Origin of the sequence: Martelella sp. HB161492 (assembly GCF_013184775.1) — a bacterium.
GTDB lineage: Bacteria > Pseudomonadota > Alphaproteobacteria > Rhizobiales > Rhizobiaceae > Martelella.
In genome coordinates this window covers 386,001-406,803 of the sequence record NZ_JAATVV010000003.1, presented here as the reverse complement: position 1 = coordinate 406,803, position 20,803 = coordinate 386,001, and the positions used below count along the sequence as shown (strand labels likewise).

At 60.1% G+C, this 20,803-nt stretch carries 23 protein-coding genes and 1 riboswitch; of the genes, 13 read left to right on the top strand and 10 right to left on the bottom strand.

Annotated elements, in window-relative coordinates:
* Nucleotides 1-162: 162 nt before the first annotated feature.
* Nucleotides 163-1,047 carry a LysR family transcriptional regulator gene (locus HCK86_RS07600; protein WP_176083846.1) on the bottom strand — a complete coding sequence of 295 codons (885 nt, stop codon included), beginning with the start codon at nucleotides 1,045-1,047 and terminating at the stop codon, nucleotides 163-165.
* A gap of 131 nt (nucleotides 1,048-1,178) precedes the next feature.
* Here HCK86_RS07600 and HCK86_RS07595 point away from each other — a divergent pair, with 131 nt between their 5' ends.
* Together HCK86_RS07595 and HCK86_RS07590 are read left to right on the top strand one after the other, a co-directional pair.
* The gene (locus tag HCK86_RS07595; protein WP_176083845.1) at nucleotides 1,179-2,675 is read left to right on the top strand and encodes a CoA-acylating methylmalonate-semialdehyde dehydrogenase; all 1,497 of its coding nucleotides are present in this window, start codon (nucleotides 1,179-1,181) and stop codon (nucleotides 2,673-2,675) included.
* A 150-nt stretch (nucleotides 2,676-2,825) separates the two neighbouring features.
* Nucleotides 2,826-3,242 carry an ester cyclase gene (locus HCK86_RS07590; protein ID WP_176083844.1) on the top strand — a complete coding sequence of 139 codons (417 nt, stop codon included), beginning with the start codon at nucleotides 2,826-2,828 and terminating at the stop codon, nucleotides 3,240-3,242.
* Nucleotides 3,243-3,252: 10 nt separating this feature from the next.
* On the opposite strand, the gene HCK86_RS07585 is transcribed toward HCK86_RS07590, so the two are convergent.
* Nucleotides 3,253-3,702: a MarR family transcriptional regulator gene (locus tag HCK86_RS07585; protein WP_176083843.1), complete on the bottom strand. Its 450-nt coding sequence runs from the start codon at nucleotides 3,700-3,702 to the stop codon at nucleotides 3,253-3,255.
* A 330-nt stretch (nucleotides 3,703-4,032) separates the two neighbouring features.
* Nucleotides 4,033-4,127: riboswitch (TPP riboswitch) on the top strand.
* Between the two features lie 55 nt (nucleotides 4,128-4,182).
* Here HCK86_RS07585 and thiM point away from each other — a divergent pair.
* The 5 genes from thiM (at nucleotide 4,183) to HCK86_RS07560 (ending at nucleotide 8,094) form a co-directional block, all read left to right on the top strand.
* Nucleotides 4,183-4,974 (top strand): hydroxyethylthiazole kinase, encoded by a 792-nt coding sequence (gene thiM, locus HCK86_RS07580; RefSeq protein ID WP_176083842.1) that lies wholly within the window; start codon nucleotides 4,183-4,185, stop codon nucleotides 4,972-4,974.
* Nucleotides 4,974-5,612: a thiamine phosphate synthase gene (gene thiE / locus HCK86_RS07575; protein ID WP_176083841.1), complete on the top strand. Its 639-nt coding sequence runs from the start codon at nucleotides 4,974-4,976 to the stop codon at nucleotides 5,610-5,612. Before thiM ends, thiE begins: the two co-directional genes overlap by 1 nt.
* The gene (gene thiD, locus HCK86_RS07570; RefSeq protein WP_176083840.1) at nucleotides 5,609-6,409 is read left to right on the top strand and encodes a bifunctional hydroxymethylpyrimidine kinase/phosphomethylpyrimidine kinase; all 801 of its coding nucleotides are present in this window, start codon (nucleotides 5,609-5,611) and stop codon (nucleotides 6,407-6,409) included. The genes thiE and thiD overlap by 4 nt, the downstream gene beginning before the upstream one ends.
* Nucleotides 6,410-6,543: 134 nt before the next feature.
* The gene (locus tag HCK86_RS07565) at nucleotides 6,544-6,987 is read left to right on the top strand and encodes a cytochrome c (protein ID WP_246739492.1); all 444 of its coding nucleotides are present in this window, start codon (nucleotides 6,544-6,546) and stop codon (nucleotides 6,985-6,987) included.
* Nucleotides 6,988-7,185: 198 nt separating this feature from the next.
* The gene (locus tag HCK86_RS07560) at nucleotides 7,186-8,094 is read left to right on the top strand and encodes a cytochrome c (protein WP_246739504.1); all 909 of its coding nucleotides are present in this window, start codon (nucleotides 7,186-7,188) and stop codon (nucleotides 8,092-8,094) included.
* 33 nt (nucleotides 8,095-8,127) lie between these two features.
* On the opposite strand, the gene HCK86_RS07555 is transcribed toward HCK86_RS07560, so the two are convergent.
* The 3 genes from HCK86_RS07555 to HCK86_RS07545 form a co-directional block, all read right to left on the bottom strand.
* A complete protein-coding gene (locus HCK86_RS07555; RefSeq protein WP_176083839.1) occupies nucleotides 8,128-8,616 on the bottom strand; it encodes a GNAT family N-acetyltransferase in 489 nt (162 codons plus the stop codon).
* Between the two features lie 198 nt (nucleotides 8,617-8,814).
* On the bottom strand, nucleotides 8,815-9,228 hold the full coding sequence (locus HCK86_RS07550; protein WP_176083838.1) for a helix-turn-helix domain-containing protein: 414 nt from the start codon (nucleotides 9,226-9,228) through the stop codon (nucleotides 8,815-8,817).
* A 382-nt stretch (nucleotides 9,229-9,610) separates the two neighbouring features.
* Nucleotides 9,611-10,489 carry a branched-chain amino acid aminotransferase gene (locus tag HCK86_RS07545; RefSeq protein WP_176083837.1) on the bottom strand — a complete coding sequence of 293 codons (879 nt, stop codon included), beginning with the start codon at nucleotides 10,487-10,489 and terminating at the stop codon, nucleotides 9,611-9,613.
* Between the two features lie 384 nt (nucleotides 10,490-10,873).
* Between HCK86_RS07545 and HCK86_RS07540 the strand changes: the two genes are divergently transcribed.
* Entirely contained in the window at nucleotides 10,874-11,524 is a 651-nt protein-coding gene (locus HCK86_RS07540; protein WP_176083836.1) for a haloacid dehalogenase type II, read from the top strand.
* 15 nt (nucleotides 11,525-11,539) lie between these two features.
* On the top strand, nucleotides 11,540-12,313 hold the full coding sequence (gene tam, locus HCK86_RS07535; protein WP_176083835.1) for a trans-aconitate 2-methyltransferase: 774 nt from the start codon (nucleotides 11,540-11,542) through the stop codon (nucleotides 12,311-12,313).
* A gap of 62 nt (nucleotides 12,314-12,375) precedes the next feature.
* Here tam and HCK86_RS07530 read toward each other — a convergent pair whose 3' ends face one another.
* Nucleotides 12,376-12,801, bottom strand: coding sequence for an organic hydroperoxide resistance protein (locus tag HCK86_RS07530; protein ID WP_176083876.1), 426 nt, complete (start codon nucleotides 12,799-12,801; stop codon nucleotides 12,376-12,378).
* A gap of 169 nt (nucleotides 12,802-12,970) precedes the next feature.
* Between HCK86_RS07530 and HCK86_RS07525 the strand changes: the two genes are divergently transcribed.
* Both HCK86_RS07525 and HCK86_RS07520 read left to right on the top strand, forming a co-directional pair.
* Complete coding sequence (locus HCK86_RS07525) at nucleotides 12,971-13,429, top strand: MarR family transcriptional regulator (RefSeq protein WP_176083834.1); 459 nt, start codon at nucleotides 12,971-12,973, stop codon at nucleotides 13,427-13,429.
* 132 nt (nucleotides 13,430-13,561) lie between these two features.
* Nucleotides 13,562-14,341: a DUF6492 family protein gene (locus tag HCK86_RS07520; protein ID WP_176083833.1), complete on the top strand. Its 780-nt coding sequence runs from the start codon at nucleotides 13,562-13,564 to the stop codon at nucleotides 14,339-14,341.
* 54 nt (nucleotides 14,342-14,395) lie between these two features.
* Here HCK86_RS07520 and HCK86_RS07515 read toward each other — a convergent pair whose 3' ends face one another.
* The 4 genes from HCK86_RS07515 to focA all read right to left on the bottom strand — a co-directional run bounded on the left by HCK86_RS07515 (nucleotide 14,396) and on the right by focA (nucleotide 18,323).
* On the bottom strand, nucleotides 14,396-15,391 hold the full coding sequence (locus HCK86_RS07515) for an asparaginase (protein ID WP_176083832.1): 996 nt from the start codon (nucleotides 15,389-15,391) through the stop codon (nucleotides 14,396-14,398).
* Nucleotides 15,392-15,494: 103 nt separating this feature from the next.
* The gene (locus HCK86_RS07510) at nucleotides 15,495-16,496 is read right to left on the bottom strand and encodes an NAD(P)H-quinone oxidoreductase (protein WP_176083831.1); all 1,002 of its coding nucleotides are present in this window, start codon (nucleotides 16,494-16,496) and stop codon (nucleotides 15,495-15,497) included.
* 241 nt (nucleotides 16,497-16,737) lie between these two features.
* Nucleotides 16,738-17,295 (bottom strand): HdeD family acid-resistance protein, encoded by a 558-nt coding sequence (locus HCK86_RS07505; protein WP_176083830.1) that lies wholly within the window; start codon nucleotides 17,293-17,295, stop codon nucleotides 16,738-16,740.
* A 164-nt stretch (nucleotides 17,296-17,459) separates the two neighbouring features.
* Nucleotides 17,460-18,323 (bottom strand): formate transporter FocA, encoded by an 864-nt coding sequence (focA, locus tag HCK86_RS07500; RefSeq protein ID WP_176083829.1) that lies wholly within the window; start codon nucleotides 18,321-18,323, stop codon nucleotides 17,460-17,462.
* Between the two features lie 351 nt (nucleotides 18,324-18,674).
* Between focA and betI the strand changes: the two genes are divergently transcribed.
* Nucleotides 18,675-19,280 (top strand): transcriptional regulator BetI, encoded by a 606-nt coding sequence (gene betI, locus HCK86_RS07495; RefSeq protein ID WP_176083828.1) that lies wholly within the window; start codon nucleotides 18,675-18,677, stop codon nucleotides 19,278-19,280.
* The gene (gene betC / locus HCK86_RS07490) at nucleotides 19,277-20,803 is read left to right on the top strand and encodes a choline-sulfatase (RefSeq protein WP_176083827.1); all 1,527 of its coding nucleotides are present in this window, start codon (nucleotides 19,277-19,279) and stop codon (nucleotides 20,801-20,803) included. The genes betI and betC overlap by 4 nt, the downstream gene beginning before the upstream one ends.

Sequence of the window (20,803 nt, the reverse complement as noted above, 5' to 3'; positions counted from 1 at the left end):
ATTCACGCACCGATCACGAAATCAGCGTTGACGATCACCGCCACGTGAACAGCGCCCGGCCATAGAAAAACCCCGGCGCCAGGCACCGGGGTTCAGACATGTCAGGCCTTGAGCACAGCCGGAACATCGAAGAACCGCCCCTCACCCTTTTCGCCCGGCGCCCTAACGCACGAACCGCGCCCGCTCCTCCCGGAAACGGCGGGCGAGGTGGCGCCGGACAAGAGCGATACGGGCGAGGTCCCCCGTGTCGGGATGGGAGAGAAGGTAATAGGACCGCCGGAAACCGACCTCGGGCAGAACACGGACCAGCGCATCGCGTTCCCTGACGGCAAAATCATGCAGAATACCGATGCCGATACCGGCTTCCACGGCCTCCATCTGCCCGGCGACGCCAGCGCAGCGAAACTGGCGGCGCGACCAGCGGGTCAGCCGGCTGGCATAATTCAGCGATGACGCATAGGCGTAATCCTCCACCCCGGTCACCACCGCATGAGCGGCAAGCGCCTCTTCATTTTCAGGCAAGCCGCACCGTTCCAGATAGGATCGCGCCGCATAGAGGCCGAGCGTATAATCCGTGAGGCGCGACACCACCAGCCGCCCCTCCTCAGGCGGATCGAGCGCGATCGCCAGATCTGCCTCGCGTTTCGACAGCGAGAATGTGCGCGGCAACGGCACCAGTTCGATGACAAGATCGGGGTGGGCTTGCTGCAAAAGCCCGAGTTCACGCGCGAGAAAATAGGTTCCAAGCCCGTCCGGCGCACCGATGCGGACCGTGCCGGAGAGGCTCTCGCCGCGCGCCCTGCTGTCCTCAGCCACACCAATGATTTCCGTCTCCACCCGTTCGGCGACCGCAAGCAGGCGCTCTCCCGCCTCCGTCAGCGTCGAGCCGGAGGGACGGCGGTCAAAAAGCGGCTCGCCAAGGGCCTCTTCCAGCGCATTCAGACGCCGCGCCACCGTCGCATGGTTCAACGACAGCGCCTGGGCTGCCGCCAGGATCTGCCCGCGCCGGGCAACCGCCAGAAAGATACGTAAATGATCCCAATCCAAGACAAGGGCTCCATAGGCTATAAATTCTGCACAATGGGTTTGTGAAATATCCTGTTTCTTTGCAGAAATGAATAGGTAACACTCGCCGCCATCAACAAGGCGGCGCAAGCCGCATATCCGGAGGAAACGGCATGAAATCCATTCAGCATTTCGTCAATGGCGCAGCCTTTGCCGGCACCGGCACACGCTCGGTCCCGGTTTACAATCCCGCAACCGGTGAACAGAGCGCCAGCCTTTCGCTCGGCGCGACAGAAGATGTCCGCGCCGCCGTTGCCGCAGCCAAGGCCGCATTTCCCGGCTGGGCGGCAACCACGCCGCTGCGCCGCGCGCGCATTCTGAACAAGTTCCTCGCCATTCTGGAAGAGCGGGCCCCGGAGCTGGCCACCATCATCACCGCCGAACATGGCAAGGTTCATTCCGACGCGCTCGGCGAAATCCAGCGTGGCCTCGAGGTTGTGGAATTTGCGACCGGCATTCCGCAGATGCTCAAGGGCGAATACACCGAAAATGTCGGCACGGCCGTCGACAGCTGGTCGATGCGTCAGCCTCTGGGCGTTGTCGCCGGCATCACGCCGTTCAATTTTCCGGCCATGGTGCCGATGTGGATGTTCCCGGTGGCGCTCGCCTGCGGCAACACCTTCGTGCTGAAGCCCTCCGAACGGGACCCCTCCGCCGCTCTCGTGATTGCCGAATGGCTGAAGGATGCCGGACTTCCAGATGGCGTCTTCAATGTGGTTCAGGGCGACAAGGAAGCCGTCGATGCGATCCTGTCCGACCCCGATGTCGAAGCGGTCAGCTTTGTCGGCTCAACGCCGATCGCCCGCTATATCTATACCACGGCAACGGCTGCCGGTAAGCGCTGCCAGGCGCTGGGCGGTGCCAAGAACCACATGATCGTCATGCCCGATGCCGATATGGATCAGGCCGCCGATGCGCTGATGGGCGCCGCCTATGGCTCGGCCGGCGAACGCTGCATGGCCGTTTCCGTCGCCGTTCCCGTGGGGGACGAGACGGCCGACCGCCTGGTTGCAAAGCTTCTGCCGCGCATTGACGCGCTGAAGGTCGGCCCCGGCACCGATCCTGCTGCCGAAATGGGGCCTGTCGTCACCGCCCAGGCGCGCGACCGCATTCTCGGCTATATCGATTCCGGCGTCGAGGAAGGCGCGGAACTGGTTGTCGATGGCCGAGGCCTGAAGCTTCAGGGCTATGAAAACGGCTATTTCGTTGGCGCAACCCTGTTTGACAAGGTCACCACCGACATGAAGATCTACAAGGAAGAGATCTTCGGCCCGGTTCTCGCGATCGCCCGTGCCAAGAGCTATGACGAGGCTGCCGGCTGGATCAATGACCACGAATTCGGCAATGGCACGGCAATCTTCACCCGTGATGGCGATGCGGCCCGCGAATTTGCGCACAAGATCAAGGTCGGCATGGTCGGCATCAATGTACCGATCCCGGTTCCCATGGCCTTCCATTCCTTTGGCGGCTGGAAGGCCTCGCTGTTTGGCGATCACCACATGCACGGGCCGGAAGGTGTGCGGTTCTACACCCGTCTGAAGACCATCACCAGCCGTTGGCCGGCCGGAATCCGCTCCGGTGCGGAATTCTCCATGCCGACGATGAAGTAAGGCTCACCCCGTCACCGTTGATCACAGCGACCCCGGCATGGCCAACCATGCCGGGGTTTTGCTTTGCATGCTGCTGCACCGTGGCCGGCCTTGAATATATACAGTTAAACTGTATATATAGGCGAAATCCATCCATCGGGAAAGCATGTCATGTCAGCTGTAAGCAGCGAGAAAGAGGTCGTTTGTCGGTTCAACGCCGAGGTCATTGAGCAGGGCAATGCTGAAAGCTTCGCTGCACTCATGGGCGACGGCTTCATCAATCACGCCGCGCCCGCCGGAGCGCCGAACGGAGCGGAAAGCATGTGGAATACGTTTGAAAACGTGCTGCGCCCCGCTCTTTCCGATCTCCGGGTCACCATCCATGAGCAATTGCAGGAGGGCGACCGGGTCGTGTCACGCAAGACCATCAGCGGCCGCCATACCGGCCCGTTTATGGGCGTGGCGGCGACGGGACGAGAGGTTGCCATCAGCGTCATCGACATTGTCCGCGTCAGGGATGGCCGCTATATCGAACACTGGGGCGTCAACACGCTCGGCGCGGTGATTGCCGCATTGAAGCAGCCATAAGCAGTGCCGGTCATCCCCGGGTGATGCGTTCAAGCAATGCGGCGGCCTCCTTCATCACCCGCTGCTCGTCTTCGTCTAGATGCATGGCAAGAGCGCCAGCGATCCAGGCGCTGCGTGAATTCCGCGCGCCCTCGAGCACAAGCCGCCCCTCTTCGCTCAGACTGAGAAGCTGACGTCGTCCATCGCTGGGCGATGGCGACCGCGTCAGCAGCCCCTCCGTTTCCAGCTCGCCGACGACGAGCCGCATGCTCTGGTGCCTGACACCGCGGAGACGCGCGAGATCGCTTGTGCTCATGGCACCAAAGCCATCGAGAAGCGCCAGCGTTTCCACCCGGGCGGAGCCGGGCGTTCCCGCCTCGGCCCTGACCTTGCGCACAAAGCCGCCAACTGCACGGCGCAGGTTTTCGGCCAGCGAAAACAGGCCCTCTTCGGCAAGCGGCCCGTCCGTTTTGTCGTCCATTGCTGCTCTCCTCGTTAACGGCCTCGGTGATCTGGTTCATTCCGGCGCAGCGTCCCACCAGCCCGACCCTGCCGGACCAGATGGATGGAAACGGCGAGCCCCATCAAGCACAACGCGCCCCCATCAGACCACGCAAATCATAACACCAAGACAAAGCTTACCCTTAACATCATCCAGTGACTGCGGTTTTCTGATCCGATCGGAATAAGCGAGGCAGCCGGAAGGCGCCGGGTTCACCGGCTGGCGGAACCCCAGAAATACGCGATGCAGGCGCGCTGTTTTGATCTATGCCCTTAACGCCGGTTTTTTTTCTGCTATAACGACGGTCGAATTGAGCGACAGGGGCGTCCGGGACACCGGGCTGAGAAGCACCCTTTGAACCTGATCCAGATCATACTGGCGGAGGGAGTCACTCGGGTCCTCCGCTTCTCCCGGTTGCCCCGTCTGGTTTCCCTTCCAAAACGCGAACGGGAGACCGAAATGGCAGACCTGAATTCTGGCCAACTTCTTGAGAAAATGCGCGCAGATGCACCTCTGGTGCAATGCATCACCAATTATGTGGCAATGAATATCGCCGCCAACGTGCTTCTTGCCGCAGGCGCCTCGCCAGCAATGATTCATGCAGAGCAGGAATCAGGTGAATTTGCCCGGGTCGTTTCCGCTCTCACGATCAATATCGGCACGCTGTCGCCAGACTGGATTGCCGGCATGAAAGCCGCAGCGACCGGCGCGAACGAGGCCGGAAAGCCCTGGGTCCTGGATCCCGTCGCCCATTTTGCCACGTCCTACCGGGCACGGGCGGCACTGGAGATGCTGGATCTCAAGCCGACAATCCTGCGCGGCAATGCGTCCGAAATCCTCGCCTTTTCCGGCGCGACCAGCGGCAAGGGCGTTGATGCCGGCGACAGTGTGGAGGCGGCAGAAGCAACCGCCAACAGGCTGGCAGCCGAACGCGGCATGGTCGTCGCCATCACCGGCGCCATCGATTTCGTCACCGATGGCACCCGCACGGCCCGGATCGGCGGCGGATCGGCCCTGATGCCGAAAGTCACGGCGCTGGGCTGCTCGCTCACCTGCCTGGTCGGCGCCTTCGCCGGGATCAGCCCCGCTGATCCCTTTGCAGCCACCGTTGCCGCCCTTTCGCTCTTCGGCGTTGCTGGCGAACGCGCTGAAAAACTGGCCGCCGGTCCCGGCACTTTTGCCGCCCATTTCCTCGACCAGCTGGCCGCGGTCACCCCGGCAGATCTTGATAATGCAAGGATTGAAGCCTGATGAAACCCTCTCTTGATCTCTCCCTCTACCTCGTTCTCGACCCCGGCCTTTGCGGCGATTACGGCATGGTCGCAACCACGCGCGATGCGGTTGCCGCAGGCGCCACCGTGGTGCAGTTACGGATGAAACAGGCCTCGACGCAGGAGCGCATCGAAATGGGCCGCGCCCTGAAACAGGTCACCGATGGCTCACGGGCAAGGCTGATCATCAATGATGATGTCGTTGCCGCCGTTGCCATTGATGCCGATGGCGTTCATGTCGGCCAGGCCGACGACCGTCCGCCCTTTGTCCGGCAGATGATCGGCCCTGACAAGATCCTCGGTCTTTCCGTCGACAGCCTCGATGTTGCCGACCGGATTGACCCGGCGCTGATCGACTATATCGGCGCTGGTCCGGTTTTTGCCACGGCAACCAAGCCCAATCATGCGCCGCCGGTAGGCTTTGAAGGCCTGGCCGAGATGATCCGCCGCGCCAAGGTGCCGACCGTGGGCATAGGCGGCCTCAACGCAGCCCATGTGGAAGCAACCCTTGCAACGGGCGCCGACGGGATCGCTGTCGTCTCGGCGATCTGCGGCACCCCGGATCCGGCGGAGGCGACCCGCGCCCTTGCCGCAGCCATAGCGAAAGCGCGGTCATGACCGCCAATATTCTTTCCATCGCCGGTTCCGATCCTTCGGGCGGAGCCGGCATCCAGGCGGACCTGAAGACCTTTGCCGCGCGCGGCACCTATGGCATGGCGGCGCTGACCGCACTGACAGCGCAGAACACGCAAGGTGTTTCAGGTGTCGAACAGGTTTCCGCAGACTTTGTTGCCGCACAGATCGCTGCAATCTTCGCCGATATCCGCGTTGATGCCGTCAAGATCGGCATGATCGCCAATGCCGGGGTCGCAAAGGCGGTGGCAAAGAGCCTCGCCGGTCACCGGCCTTTGGCGGTGGTGCTTGATCCGGTCATGGTTGCCAAGGGCGGTGCCCGGCTTTTGCCGGAGGATGCCATCACCGTGCTCAGGGCTGAGCTTCTGCCGCTTGCAACGCTGATCACGCCCAACCTGCCGGAAGCCGCCGCCCTGCTTGATATGGAAGAGGCCAGAGACAGGGACATGATGCTTGTTCAGGCTGCCGCCCTGCGGGCACTCGGCCCAGCCGCAGTCCTCGTCAAGGGCGGCCATCTGGACGGGGCGGAAAGCCCTGATCTCCTCTTGAGCGAAGAGGGGCCCGTCTGGTTCGAAGCCGCGCGCGTTGCAACGAAAAACACGCACGGCACCGGTTGCACCCTGTCATCGGCAATTGCCGCCGAGATTGGCAAGGGGCTGCCCCTTGCCGAGGCCACCCGCGTCGCCAAGGCCTATGTGGCCGAGGCGATTGCCGCCGCCGATGCCCTTTCCGTCGGCGGCGGCCACGGCCCTGTGCACCATTTCCACGCGCTCTGGCGGTAAAACCGAAAAAAGCGCGCTGCCTGGGTCAACAGTTCGTGAGGCCGTTGCTTTTCTTCGTCGCCGGCATTCAATCCGGCGACGAAGCACGGCATAATCTACCGATCATCTGCCGCCAGACGCCTGGAGAAGCGCCTATGACGACACGACTTATGATCACCGGAACCCTTATACTCTGTCTTGGGGCGGGGGCTGCCCTTGCAGACGATCCACCGCAAATCATCCGCCAGGGGCTGATGAAGCAGATCGCCGGCGCGATGGGCACGTTAAGTGCGATCGCCAAAGGCCAGAAACCCTATGATCCCGTTGTCGTGGAAGGCGCGCTGACGACGATTGCCACAGACGCCAAGGATTTTCCGAACCATTTCCCCGAAGGCTCTGAAACCGGAAACGGCACCGAGGCGAGCCCGGCAATCTGGCAGAACATGGCCGATTTCGTCGCCCATGCCGACAAGCTGTCAGAAACGGCAGGGTCACAGCTCGCCGCCCTGCCGACGGATCCGGCGGCTGTGGCCAAATCGATGCAGGCGATCGGGGCCAATTGCGGTGCCTGCCATCAACTCTATCGGGTTTCGAACTGAGTGCGCATTGGCGGATGATGCCCTCGTCGCCGCCGAAGCCAGCGCCATGGAGCGGCGGATCGTGATGAAACGCCATCGGTCCGTTTGACGGCAAAGGTGACGTTCCGGCCAGCAGCAACTTTGCTTCGCGAGACGCCTTTCCGGTTCTCGCGAAACACGATGTGATAGCCCGATAATCCAGATCCTGTTGAGGACAGCCTGTTGAAGAAAGCCAGTGTCTTCGCCCTCATCCTCGCCGGAGTGCTTGTTGCCGGCGCCTTTTATGTGGCGATCATGCCGCAAAAGCTGTCACGTCAGGATTTCATCGCCACCGCAGCGCAGGACCCTGCCCGCGGCGAGGCGGTGTTCTGGATGGGGGGCTGTGCCAGCTGCCACGCCGCCCCTGGCAGCACTGGCAGCGACAGGCTGGTGCTTTCCGGCGGTCTTGCGATTGAAAGCGATTTTGGCACGTTTCACGCACCCAATATTTCTCCCGACCCCGAACACGGGATCGGCCAGTGGAGCGAACTGGACTTTGCCAATGCGCTGCTTGAAGGTGTCGGCAGACATGGGGAAAATCTTTACCCTTCCCTGCCCTACACCTCCTATACCAATATGAGCGACGAGGACGTGCACGACCTGTTCGCCTTCTTGAAGACCCTGCCGGCAAGCGCCGAGCCAAGCCGGCCGAATGCCTTGTCCTTTCCCTTCAATCTGCGCCCGGCGCTCTCCTTCTGGAAGATCCTGTTCTTTTCCGAGGGACCGCGCGTGACCTTTGCAGAACCAAGCGATCAGGTCCTGAGAGGACAATATATCGTCGAAGGTGCGGGCCATTGCGGCGAATGCCACACGCCGCGCAACAGGCTTGGCGGGCTTGATGAAAGCCGCTGGCTCGCCGGTGGCGCCAATCCCGACGGTCCGGGTACGATCCCCAATATCACACCGGGGTCAAAGACGATTGGCAGCTGGTCCGAAAGTGAAATTGCCGACTATCTCGAAACCGGGTTCACACCCGATTTCGATGTCGCGGGCGGCGCCATGGCAGACGTGCAGCAGAACCTGTCTCATCTGCCACGCGCAGATCTTGAGGCGATTGCCGCCTATCTCAAGGCGATACCGGCGCAATAGGCATGCGGCCGGTTCAGGGAACGACCGGCGCTGTCAGTCCAGCGCCTGAAGATAGCGCATCCCCGTCACCGGCCGGGGAATAAATGCCATCTGTTCATAAAATCTGTGCGCCTTGACATTGCCGGTCGCAGCACTAACCGAGATGTATTCGCAGCCCGCCTTGCGGGCGAAATCACGGGCGCGGTCCATCAGATGCTGGCCGACGCCATGGCTGCGATGGCCATCGCGAACGAAAAGGTGATGCAGGTCCATGCCCCGCTTGCCCTGCTGGGCGCGGTAGAGCGGCGTCAGAAGCGCGTAGCCGATCAGCCCATCGCCGGCGGCAGCCACCAGCGCGGTTACCCAGGGCATCGGACCGAAAAGGTCACGCCGCAGATCGTCTTCATTGGCTTCCAGCCCATCGCCGTGATGGGCAGCCAGAAGGCCTATCATTTCTAGGAGTTCGGGTATATCGGCCTCAATCACCCGGCGGATCGTCACGATCGCCGGCCGTTCCAGCACGATTTCGGTATCTTCAGTCATTGTGGTCGTCCCTTGGTTCTGGTTCACCGCCGGGACGTTTTGTTCAAAACCTTGCCGCCCCAGGCGGCCGGTGTTGAACATGATCAATCGCGGCCGCTTCTATCGAAACAGCCAAAAATACTTTGCAGTGTGGAGCGCGATGTTGATCATGCGGCATTTGATGCGCCGAAAAGCGGCATCTGTCAACTCAAAATGGTCTCAATGCTCGTGCTCGCACAGGCTATGATCTGATAGTGAGCGCAGCACATAGCACTCGCCAACCGCATGGCCATCGCATCGGGAGGCGATCCGCTCCAGCTCGGCTTCGAGCGTCTGCAGCCGCGCAATCTTGCTGCGGATGGACGCCAGATGCTCCCGCGCGATGGCATCGGCTCGCCCGCACGGCTTTTCCGGATGGCCTGACAGTTCGATCAGCTCCAGAATTGCCTCCAGCGACATGCCGAGATCGCGCGCATGACGGATAAAGCTCAGTCTTTCCAGCTCTTCCGTGCCATAGCGACGCTGGTTGCCCTCGGACCGCTCGGCCGGGCGAAGCAGGCCGCTTTGTTCATAATAGCGGATCGTCGGCACCTTCACGCCAGTGCGGCGGGAGAGTTCACCAATGGAATACATGCGCGTCCTCCTGCTTAAAAGCTCCAGAGACTAGAGATATGGGGATCATGGCCGCCAAAGGCAAGCGCCGCGGACGCGCTGCGCTGCAGCGCATAAAAAACGCCCGGCAGACTGACCGGGCGTCGGATTGCTGACAAAGTCATTCAGATTGCCTGTTTGGGGCGGAATAGCCGCGCCCTCCTTCGTCATCCCCGTGCTCGTCACGGGGATCCAGGCTCTTCATAGCATTGATTATAAGAGTCTTTCGCCGTGCAGACGCACGGCGGCTGGATGCCTGTGACAAGCACAGGCATGACGTCAGCGAAAGGGGAAGCGGTTTATCAGCAATCTGAACGCCCGGCACAATGACCGGGCGTTCCAGATCGCGGAAAGCCAGAAAGCGTTATTTCTTGCAGGTGGCGCGGGCCCAGTCCATGTAGAGTTCCATGGCTTTCTTCGCCATCGGGCCATGGGCAAACTGGCGGTCATCAAGCTGGATGACCGGAGTGACCTTGCTGTAATTGCCCGTCAGGAACAGCTCGTCAGCTTCCATGAAATCCTTAACCTGCAGTGTCTTCTCTTCAGCCGGAATACCGTTGTCACGGAACAGCTTCAGGATACGCTTGCGGGTGATGCCCGCCAGGAAGCAGCCATTGTCTGCCGGCGTCATCGGAATACCGTCCTTGACCAGGAAGATATTCGCCGATGCGGTTTCGGCAACATTGCCGTTCATGTCGCGGGCCAGCGCATTGTCGAAACCGCGGGACCGCGCCTCGATCATCATGCGGCCGGAATTGGGATAGAGCGAGCCTGCCTTGGCAAAGGTCATGGCGACTTCCGGCGACGGACGGCGGAAGGGCGAGACGGTGAGCTTGACCGGCGTGGTCGAGGTCATCGGCGTTTCAAACAGGCAGAGCGCAAAACGGGTCGACGCCGGATCGGCAGGAACGAGACCGCCCATGCCATGTTCAGCCCAATACATCGGCTTGATATAGACCGCCTTGTCGCCAGCGAATTTTTTCAGGCCTTCCCAGACCAGCGCTTCGATTTCTTCCGAGGTCTGGGTCGGCTTCAGGCCGAGATTGGTCGCCGAGCGATTGATGCGCTTGCAATGCTCATCGAGATCAGGCGCCATGTTCTCGAAATAGCGTGCCCCGTCAAAAACAGTCGAGCCAAGCCACATGGCATGTGAGGTCGGCCCGATCAGCTTGGGATTGCCGGGAAGCCACTCGCCATCGACATAGGTCCAGGTTGTGGAAGCGGGGGAAGTATCGACTGCCATTTCATTCTCCTTGCGATGCCGCCGGTCACCCGTCACACCGCCATCGCACCAGCGCCGGAAACATGGCTGAAGCCGGTCAGAGCAGCGTTCGGTCGGGCGTGAAAGGAGGCGGCCAAAACAGATGCCGCAGGAAAGACCACGCGGGCAAACAAGGTCAAGCGCAATCTGTGCGAAACAGTGTGTTTGCTACCATTAAGCACAGAACCAGACCTGGAAATCTCCAAAAAGTTGCCGATACTTCACCGGGAAAGATGGATGCATCAACAACATTTATGTGGCCAGAATGAAACGTTTCGACGCAATTCCATCCTGACCCGATTGAAGATGGTTAACGAAGCGCCTACAAGCATTGGCACAACAGGCATGTCGAAGAGGGATTCATCAATGTCACATGAAGCTTACATCTTCGACGCCTATGGGACTCTCTTCGATGTCCATGCTGCAGCGCGAAAGCACGCCGATCGCGCCAATGGCCAATACAAGCTTCTGTCCAATGTCTGGCGCGCCAAGCAGCTGGAATATTCGTGGGTGCTGACACTTTCCGGCCAGTATGAGGATTTCTGGACGCTGACGGAGCGGTCGCTGGATTTCGCCATGCACTCGATCGGCCTGATCGACAAGAGCCTGCGGGCGGACCTTCTCGACACCTACTGGACACTCGACTGCTATTCCGAAGTGCCGGAGGTCCTGCACCGGCTGAAGGCGCGCGGCGCCAAGATTGCCATTCTCTCCAATGGTACCGTCGCCATGCTGGAAGCAGCTGCCCGCAAGGCCCACATCGAGGATCTGCTCGATGACATTTTCTCCGTCGAGGCTTTGCGTCGTTACAAACCCGCGCCGGAGGTCTATGATCTGGTCATCTCGTCCTACCGGGTGTTTCCCGATGCCGTGTCGTTCCAGTCATCAAACCGCTGGGACATAGCGGGGGCGGCCAATTTCGGCTTCCGCACGGTCTGGATCAACCGGCATCAGACACCCAATGAGTATGAGGGCATGGGGCCGAACCTGATCCTGCCGACACTGGACGGGCTTTAACACTGGGAGCCAGACATGGCGTGGTCGGCAACACAATATCTCAAATTTGAAGACGAACGGTCCCGGCCTGCCCGAGACCTCCTCGCCGCCCTGCCCGATATCGCTGTGGGTCACGCCTATGATCTTGGCTGCGGCCCGGGAAATTCAACGGCACTGGTCAAGCAGCGCTTCCCCGATGCCGCAGTCACCGGCGTCGATCTTGATGACGACATGCTTGCAGAAGCGCGCCGCCGCATGCCGGATACTGAATTCCTGCAGGCCGACCTGGCCGGCTGGCGCCCGGCAAAAGGCGCGGATCTGATCTTCTCCAATGCGACCTTTCAGTGGCTACCGGATCATCTGAGCCTTTTGGCGGCACTGGCCGGTTCCCTCGCCGATGGTGGGGTGCTCGCCGTCCAGATGCCGGACAATCTCGGCGAGCCGACGCATCTGCTGATGGAAGAGACCGCCCTTGACGAGCCCTTTCGTGAAAGCTTCCTGCGAAACAGTGCAAGGCGCACACCACTTCCCGGCCCGGAACGCTATTATGAAGCGCTGACCGCGGCTGGCTGCCGGGTCGATATTTTCCATATCGTCTACCACCACCCACTGTCGGGGCCGGCGGCGATTGTCGAATGGGTCAAGGGAACCGGGCTCAGACCCTATCTTGACCGCGTTCCGCAGGCCCTGCGGGCTGACTTTCTTGCCGGTTACGAACGCCGCATCGCTGCCGCCTATCCTGCCATGGCCGATGGCAAGGTTCTGCTTCGCTTCCCGCGCCTGTTCATTGTTGCGGCGCGTGCGGGCTGACCCCAGAAGACAAGGGCCGGCGCATGGCACCGGCCCTTTCGAAAACTGATCGTTTCAGATCCTCAGTCAGCAAGACCGACCGGAACCTCGTAGCTCACCCGCAGCGCATGGCTGTATGGGCAGACGATATGGGCCTTCTTGACCAGATCTTCGGCGACATCACGGTCAAGGCCGGGGATCGAGACGGTGAGAGCGACATCGATGCCGAAGCCCTGGCCGTCATCGCGCGGTCCGACACTCACCGTTGCCGTTACGGCAGTGTCATCCGTCAGCTTGATCTTTTCGCGCATGGCGACATTGCGGAGCGCGGAGTGGAAGCAGGCAGAATAGCCGGCGGCAAAGAGCTGTTCCGGATTGGTGCCATCGCCGCCGGCGCCGCCCATCTCCTTAGGCAGAACCAGCTTGACTTCGAGCTTGCCATCTTCGGTCTTTGCCGTGCCTTCACGTCCACCCTTGGATGTTGCTTTGGTCGTATAGAGCGCCTTGATCATGGTCTTCGTCCTTTCGTCTCCAGCCTTCCGGCCGCTGTGACTGTCTGATTGCGTTACGCGTCAAACGGCAGATCGTTCCGTCCGGCGTTGCAAAAATTAAATAGCGCCAAATTAAATTGTGTGCAATACAATTTTGCAAATTTTATTTTTCTGCTATAACGGCGCCATGAACACAGATGAGAACAATGCGCCCTCGATTGCCGAAATGATGCATCTGGACAACCAGATCTGCTTTTCGGTCTACGCTGCCGCCCATGCCTTTGCCCATGCCTACAAGCCGCTTCTCACGCCGCTCGGGCTGACCTATCCGCAATATCTGGTCATGCTGGTTCTGTGGGAAAGTGCTGCGCTTGGCGTGAATGAGATCGGCCAGCGCCTGGGGCTCGACTCGGGCACGCTTTCGCCGCTGCTGAAACGGCTGGAGGCGGCCGGGCACATTGTCCGCAAGCGCGCCGACGGCGACGAGCGCCGCGTCGTCATCTCGCTTACGCCGCAGGGCAAAGCGCTGCAGAAGCAGGCAGAGACCGTTGCCGCGGCAATCGGCCGGAAAACCGGTTGCACCATCGAAGACGCCGTTGACTTACGGAACCGGCTCAACTTATTGTCCGCGCAACTCAGAGCCTGATACGCAAGGCGGCATCAACACATGACCAAAGAACCGCAGGCGCGGTATAGGCACAAGGCGTCGGAAACGATTGATACGCTTGTCAGTGTCTGTTCAGCGCGAGACATCAAAGTCTGGCGTTTCACGGCAAGAATGACAGTCAAACATATCGAAGCACGGCGGTATTGCGTCATCGTTCCCGATGACGCTGTCGCATTGTTCCGTCAGGAATCACCGGAAAACTACGATGTCATTGCCGAGGGTGCGATCGCAGCACCCTATATTGACATGCTGCGCGAAGCCGCTGCGGCTTCTGGGTCGAAGCGCTTCGGCTGGTATCTTCAGCAATTGCTGAAAATCTCCTTTTCCGCCAGCTGTGACGATGACGCCCTCGTGGTGATCTGGGATGCGGACACCGTGCCGCTCGTCCCCTTGCGTTTCACCGATGAAGACGGGCGCCTTCAGATCTTCACGTCGGACGAATACCATCAGCCCTATTTCGCCAATATTGAACGCCTGACCGGCATGAAACGGCGGGTCGAACACTCCTTCATTGCCCAGTGCCTGCCCTTCCGTGCAATCTGGCTCAAGACACTTCTCGGCGAGATTGCCGCCGCAAGCAACGGCCTCAGCCCGGAACAGGCCATCATTCGCTCGATCGATTTCCATGAGGATTCGGGCTTCAGCGAATTTGAACTGATCGGCACCTATATGGACGCACACCATCGTGCCGATATCAGATATAGCGACAGACGCTGGACAAGGGATGGCTACCGGCTATTCGTCAAACCCGAATTCACCCAGAGCCGTTCAGCGCGGCTGATCAATCGCGGCTATGATTTCGTCGCGTTCGAGGGCTGGAACAAGCCCGGCCGCAAGCAGCGGCGCCGGCGCCGCATCCTGCTGACGGGGGCACGGGCCATCCTCGGCTGAGGCCGGCCGCAAACGTCGATCCGATCTGTTCGAACCGGCACGTCAGCCCATTCTTCAGGCCGGCAGCACAGCGCGCACTTCGCCAACAGTGATCCCGTTCCAGTTCTTCATCACCGTCTTTGCACGGCCGCGAAGAGCCTCTGCAATATCGCCGTCGAAATAACGGGAGAGTACGGCGGCAACCATGGCCTCTGCTGCCCGCGTGGTTCCATCTTCGCATTTGAGCGCAATTCCGATGCCCTTCTCGGGAATGGCAGCACAGAACACGCCTTCGGCACCGGTCTTGGCGTAGAGGCGGCCCGGCGCCAGCGCCATCAGTTCGGTGCAGGCCCGGCCGGTTCCGGCGACATAGAAAGGCTCGGCCATGCAGGCACTCAAAATCCTTTTGCCAGCCGCCGCCCGCACGGTGCCAAGACCATTGCCGGTGGCAAGCTTGGCAAATCCATGCGCCAGCGCCCTCAGCGGAACGGCATAGGTCGGGATCGAGCAGCCATCCGTTCCGCAGGTGTCGGCGCCGACGACTGCGCCGGTCACGTCTTCCATCGTCGCGCGCAATTCGCGCTGAAGCGGATGATCGTAGCCGACATAGCCACGCGGATCGATATCCTGATGGCAGCAAGAACAGATGAAGCCGGCATGCTTGCCGGAGCAATTGTTGCAAAGCGCATTCGGGTGATCCATGGTCCGGGCCTGATGGATCAGCGTCGTCTGATCGGACGACCAGTGCGCACCGCATTCAAGATCGGCAACGGAGCGGCCGGCCTTTTCAAGCATGGCCTGCGCCAGCACGATATGCGCATCCTCGCCGGAATGGGAAGACGACGACAGGGCGATCTCCCGATCGGTAAAGCCGTAGAAATCCGCCGCCCCGCTTTCGACGACCGACAGGGCCTGAATAGCCTTGCAGGCAGAGCGCGGAAATACCGCCGCCTCAATGTCACCCGCCGAATAGACCAGGCCGCCATCGCAATCGACAACCGCAATCATTCCGCGATGCCGGCTTTCAACCAGCGCGCCACGTGTGACTTCAACCAGAACAGGATTGGACATAAGGATCTCCCTTGCCGCCCGCAAAACGTTGCCCGAAAAACTGGCATTTGCCACGTTCAGACACGCCTCGCAAGCGGGTTTTGGCTTACCTCCCTCCGCTGCCTCACGCCAGGCTGAGAACCAGCTTGCCGATATGGCTGCTTTCTTCCATCAGCCGATGGGCTGCAGCAACGTCATCCAGGGCAAAGACCTTGTGAATCACCGGTGTCACCTGCCCGGACACCAGAAGTGGCCAGACCTGGGCTTCCAGCTCATCGCGGATGGCTTGCTTCTCCTCCTCGCTGCGCGGCCGCATGGCCGACCCCGTGATTGTCAGCCGCTTGAGCATGATCGGCGCGAGATTGACATTTTCGGCCCGGGCGCCGCCAAGAAAGGCGATGATGGACAGGCAGCCGTCCTTCGCCAGAACCGACAGGTTGCGCTGAAAATAGCTCGCGCCAATCATGTCGAGCACGACATCAACGCCTCGGCGCTCTGTCTTGTCCTTGATGACATCGACAAAGTCCTGCTTTTTGTAATTGATCGCCACATCAGCGCCGAGCCCAAGGCAGGCTTCGCATTTGTCTTCCGAACCGGCTGTGACAAAAACGGTCGCCCCGAATGCGCGGGCGAGCTGGATCGCGGTCGTGCCAATACCGCTCGTGCCGCCATGAATCAGCACACTCTCGCCCTCGGTCAGTCCGGCCATCTGAAACAGATTGGCCCAGACGGTAAAGAAGGTTTCGGGCAGTGCAGCTGCCGCAATCATGTCCATGCCCTGAGGGACTGGCAGAACCTGCCCCGCCGGCAGCAGGCAATATTCGGCATAGCCACCACCATTGGCGAGGCCGCAGACCTGATCACCGACGCTGAAGCGGGTCACGGCATTACCGATGGCAACAATGGTGCCAGCGACTTCCAGCCCCAGAACCGGGCTGGCGCCGGGTGGCGGCGGATAATTGCCCTGACGCTGCGCGACATCCGGGCGATTGACGCCCGCCGCGGCGACCTTGACCACAACATCATTGGCGCCAGGCGTCGGCCGCGGCCCGCTCACGATCTGCATGACGTCTGCAGCGCCGAATCCCTTCAGCGTCACATATCGCATCGATCCATCATGAGTCATGACTGTCTCCCTTTCCTGATCGGCATGATTTTTGGCGTTTCGCTATTGCTAGCAAATTTGCCCGCCAAGTCGAACCGCCAATCTGTCGCAAGCGCACCGACATGCAATCTGGCTGGCGCCGCGGCGCCCGAAAACTGCGACCGACGACCGGGCCGGCGGCGGAATGGGCGCCCGGCATGCCAATAAAAAAGGGACGCTGGAAAAGCGTCCCCGGCAGGCAGGTCACATTAAGACCGCGCCATCAATTGGTCGGCTTGATCGAAAGCGCGAAGACGACCAGTGAAATACCGTAAACCAGGAAGTCGACGGCAACGAACAGACCAAGCAGCCAAAGTGAACTATGCGCGAAATCAGACGCGATCATGATCGCACTCAGCAACAGAACAAGGCCTGAAATCACCAGCCAGCCCCAGCCCTTTATCGGCCGGAACGACATGCCAAGATACAGCCGGAAACCACCGGCAACGGCCAGGGAGATCCCGATAATCACGGTGAAAAGGCGTGACGCCATGATCGGATTGTAGATCACGAAGATGCCGGCAAGAATATATAGAATGCCTGTTGCCAGCCAGAAGATTACCTGCCCGCGCACCTTTGCATGCATGAGCTGAACCAGATGGAATACGCCAGCCAGCATGATCATAACGCCAAAAAAGACGACAGATGCAATGGTCGCCACGAACAGATTGGCAATCAGAACGATACTGAAACCAAGCAAAATCAAACCAAAAGCAAGGATCCAGCCCCAACGCTTCTGGATCGGCAAGATTTCCGGCTTTTCCTCCTCGAGAAAGACCATCGCGATTCATCCTTTCCTTCTGGCCATTTACAGCAAACACACTAGGTGTGAACCGGGGACGAATCAACCGGACTTAACCCTGCAGTGGACGTTTCAGCCCCGCAGATCCACTGAAATGTGTGCGGGGCTCCATGACAGTTCGTTTGCGCTAACGGGAAACCTGCCTAATGTGCTGCGTCACGTACACTCGGACGCAGATAGATCACCCAATAGGCAAGTCCGACGATCACGCCACCGCCGATGATATTGCCGATCGTGACGGGGATGAGATTGTGGAGCACGAAATTGGCCCAGGTGAGATCGGCAAACTTCGCCGGATCGGCACCGCTGGCCGCCCAGAATTCCGGACCGGCCAGATGCCGCGTCAGAATGGCCATCGGAATCTGGAACATGTTGGCGACGCAGTGCTCGAAGCCCGAGGCCACGAACATGGCAACCGGCAGGACCACGGCGAGAAGCTTGTCCGTCAGGCTGCGTCCGGCATAAGACATCCAGACACCAAGGCAAACGAGCACATTACACATCGCCCCCAGTGCAACGGCCTGAATGAAGCTGTGATGCAGCTTGTGCTGGGCGATTGCCATATAATTGATACCGAGAAGACCGCTGTCACTTTCCCAGTGCTTGGCGAGCTGCATGATGATGACGAGGCCGAAGGCGCCAACAAAGTTTCCGGCATAGACGATCACCCAGTTCTTGCCGAGCTCTGCCCAGGTGATCTTGCCGCTTGCCTTGGCCACCACGGTCAGCACCGTGGAGGTAAACAGATCGCCGCCATTGACGACGACAAGCATCAGGCCGAGAGAGAAGGCGAGACCGCCAATAAACTTGTTCGCGCCCCAGCCCATCGCGCCGTTATCCGTCGTCACCACGGTATAGAAGACAAAGGCGATACCGATGAAAGCCCCCGCCGTCATGGCAGAAACGAAACAGGACAGGTTATCCTTGTGAACCTTGGCAACACCGATATCTTCGGCCTTGCGGGCCATTTCATGCGGCGGAAACAAATCGAAACTCTGATTTTGCATGTTCTTGGCTCTTTTCGATTGCGCCGGCAGGCGCATGAATAGCGTGAAAGCATGTCCCGATCCGGCCGGCGAGCGCCATGCGCAAAACGGGATGGCGTGGTCCGGCAGCAAGGTCGGGAAGCTGAACGAGAAGGTCTTGGGGCCCTTCCCACGCCCTTGATCTAGCAGACTGAACCAGCCCCTCGTTGATCTCGATCATAAAGGGACAGTGCGGCATACCGGATGAGACTGGGCCTGTTGCGGCACTGCGTCAATCATACCGTTGTACAGCTTGCCAGCAGCTTTCCGTTTTTTTGATTGATTAGTCAATTAAAAACATTACCCTTGGGACAAGGCCACGCAGGAGACATCATGCCGAAACTCGGAATGGAAAAGATAAGGCGTCAGGACCTGATCAGCGCGACCCGCCAGTGCATCGCCGCGAGCGGTTCCCTGAACGTCACCATGGCTGAAATTGCGCGGGTCGCAGCCGTTTCACCGGGCCTTGCGCATTTCTATTTCCAATCGAAGGATCAGCTGATCCGCGCCATGTTCACGCGCCTTATCAGCGAATATCGGACGGATCTGCAGCTTTCATCACGGCAGGCAATCACCCCGAGGCAAAAGCTCTCGGCCTTTGCCAATGCCTGTTTTTCCGAGAAACACTTCACGACAGAGGCGATTTCCGTCTGGCTGGTATTTTTTGCAAGTGCGAAGGAAAACCCCGAGATTGCGCGGCTGTTCTCGATCTATGCCCGGCGGACACGGTCCAATCTGCGCGCCGTACTGACAAGGCTGGTGCCGGCGGAAAAGGCCCGTTTCATCGCTGAGGGCATCGCCGCCATGGTTGACGGGCTCTACATCGCCCATAGCCTTGAAAGCCCGGTCCGCAACCGCTCTGACGCGGTTCGGCTGCTGGAAAACTATATCGACATCCAGCTTTCCGGACACGCAAGCAAGGAAAACTCCGCCGCATGAAGAAAAGCCCCGATATCCTCATCATCATGGTCGATCAGCTGAATGGCACCTTCTTCGATGACCATCCAGCCGGCTTTCTGCATGCACCGAACCTCAAGGCGCTGGCGAACGGGGCGGCCCGCTTCACCCGCAACTACACCGCCTCGCCGCTCTGCGCCCCTGGCCGCGCCGCCTTCATGGCCGGCAGCCTGCCAAGCCGCACCGGCGTCTATGACAATGCTGCAGAATTTGCCTCCGACATTCCGACCTATGCCCATCATCTGCGCCGCGCGGGCTATTACACTGCGCTTTCCGGCAAGATGCATTTCGTCGGCCCTGATCAGCTGCATGGTTTCGAAGACCGGCTGACCACCGATGTCTATCCGGCCGATTTCGGCTGGACGCCCGATTATCGCAAGCCCGGCGAGCGGATCGACTGGTGGTATCATAACATGGGCTCCGTCACGGGAGCGGGAACCGCCGAGATCACCAATCAGCTGGAATATGACGACGAGGTTGCCTTCCTCGCCAATCAGAAACTGCACCAGCTTTCCCGCATGAATGACGATCAGGACCGCCGCCCATGGTGTCTGACGGTCTCCTTCACCCATCCGCATGATCCCTATGTCGCGCGCAGACAATATTGGGATCTTTATGAGAACTGCCCGGCGCTGGAACCGGAAATCGGCGCGCTGCCGGAGACAGAGCATGATCCGCATGCGCGCCGCCTGCTGCGCTCGCTGGATTGTGCCAGTTTCGATATCACACCGGATGATATTCGCCGGGCAAGACGGGCCTATTTCGCCAATATTTCATATCTCGATGACAAGATCGGCATGCTTCTGGCGACGCTGGAGAAAACCGGCATGCGCGATAATACCGTCATTCTGTTCTGCTCCGATCATGGCGACATGCTCGGCGAGCGCGGCTTGTGGTTTAAAATGAGCTTCCGCGAGGGATCAGCCCGTGTGCCGCTGATGATTTCCGGTCCTGGCATAACCGCCGGCGCCCATGACGCGCCAAGTTCGAACCTCGATATTCTGCCGACGCTTTGCGCGCTCGCCGGCATTGATCCTGCGCCGCTTGCAGCCTGGAGCGATGGGACAAGCCTTATCCCCACCATGAACGGCGAAAGCCGGACAGAGCCGGTGCTCATGGAATATGCCGCCGAGGGGTCCGAAGCCCCGCTGGTCGGCATCCGCGCCGGGCGCTGGAAATATGTCCATTGTCCGCTTGATCCCGATCAGCTCTTCGATCTTGAGGCTGACCCGCATGAGATGGTCAATCTGGCGGAGGATCCGGCTTGCACAGAGGTGCTTTCGGCGTTTCGCCAGCAGCGCGACCAGCGCTGGGATATGGCCCGTTTCGATGCTGCGGTTCGCGAAAGCCAGGCAAGGCGGCTCGTCGTCTATGAGGCACTGCGCAACGGCGCCTATTACCCGTGGGACCATCAGCCGCTGCAACAGGCATCAGAGCGCTATATGCGTAATCACATGAATCTCAACGTGCTTGAAGACAGGCAGCGTTACCCGCGAGGAGAATGA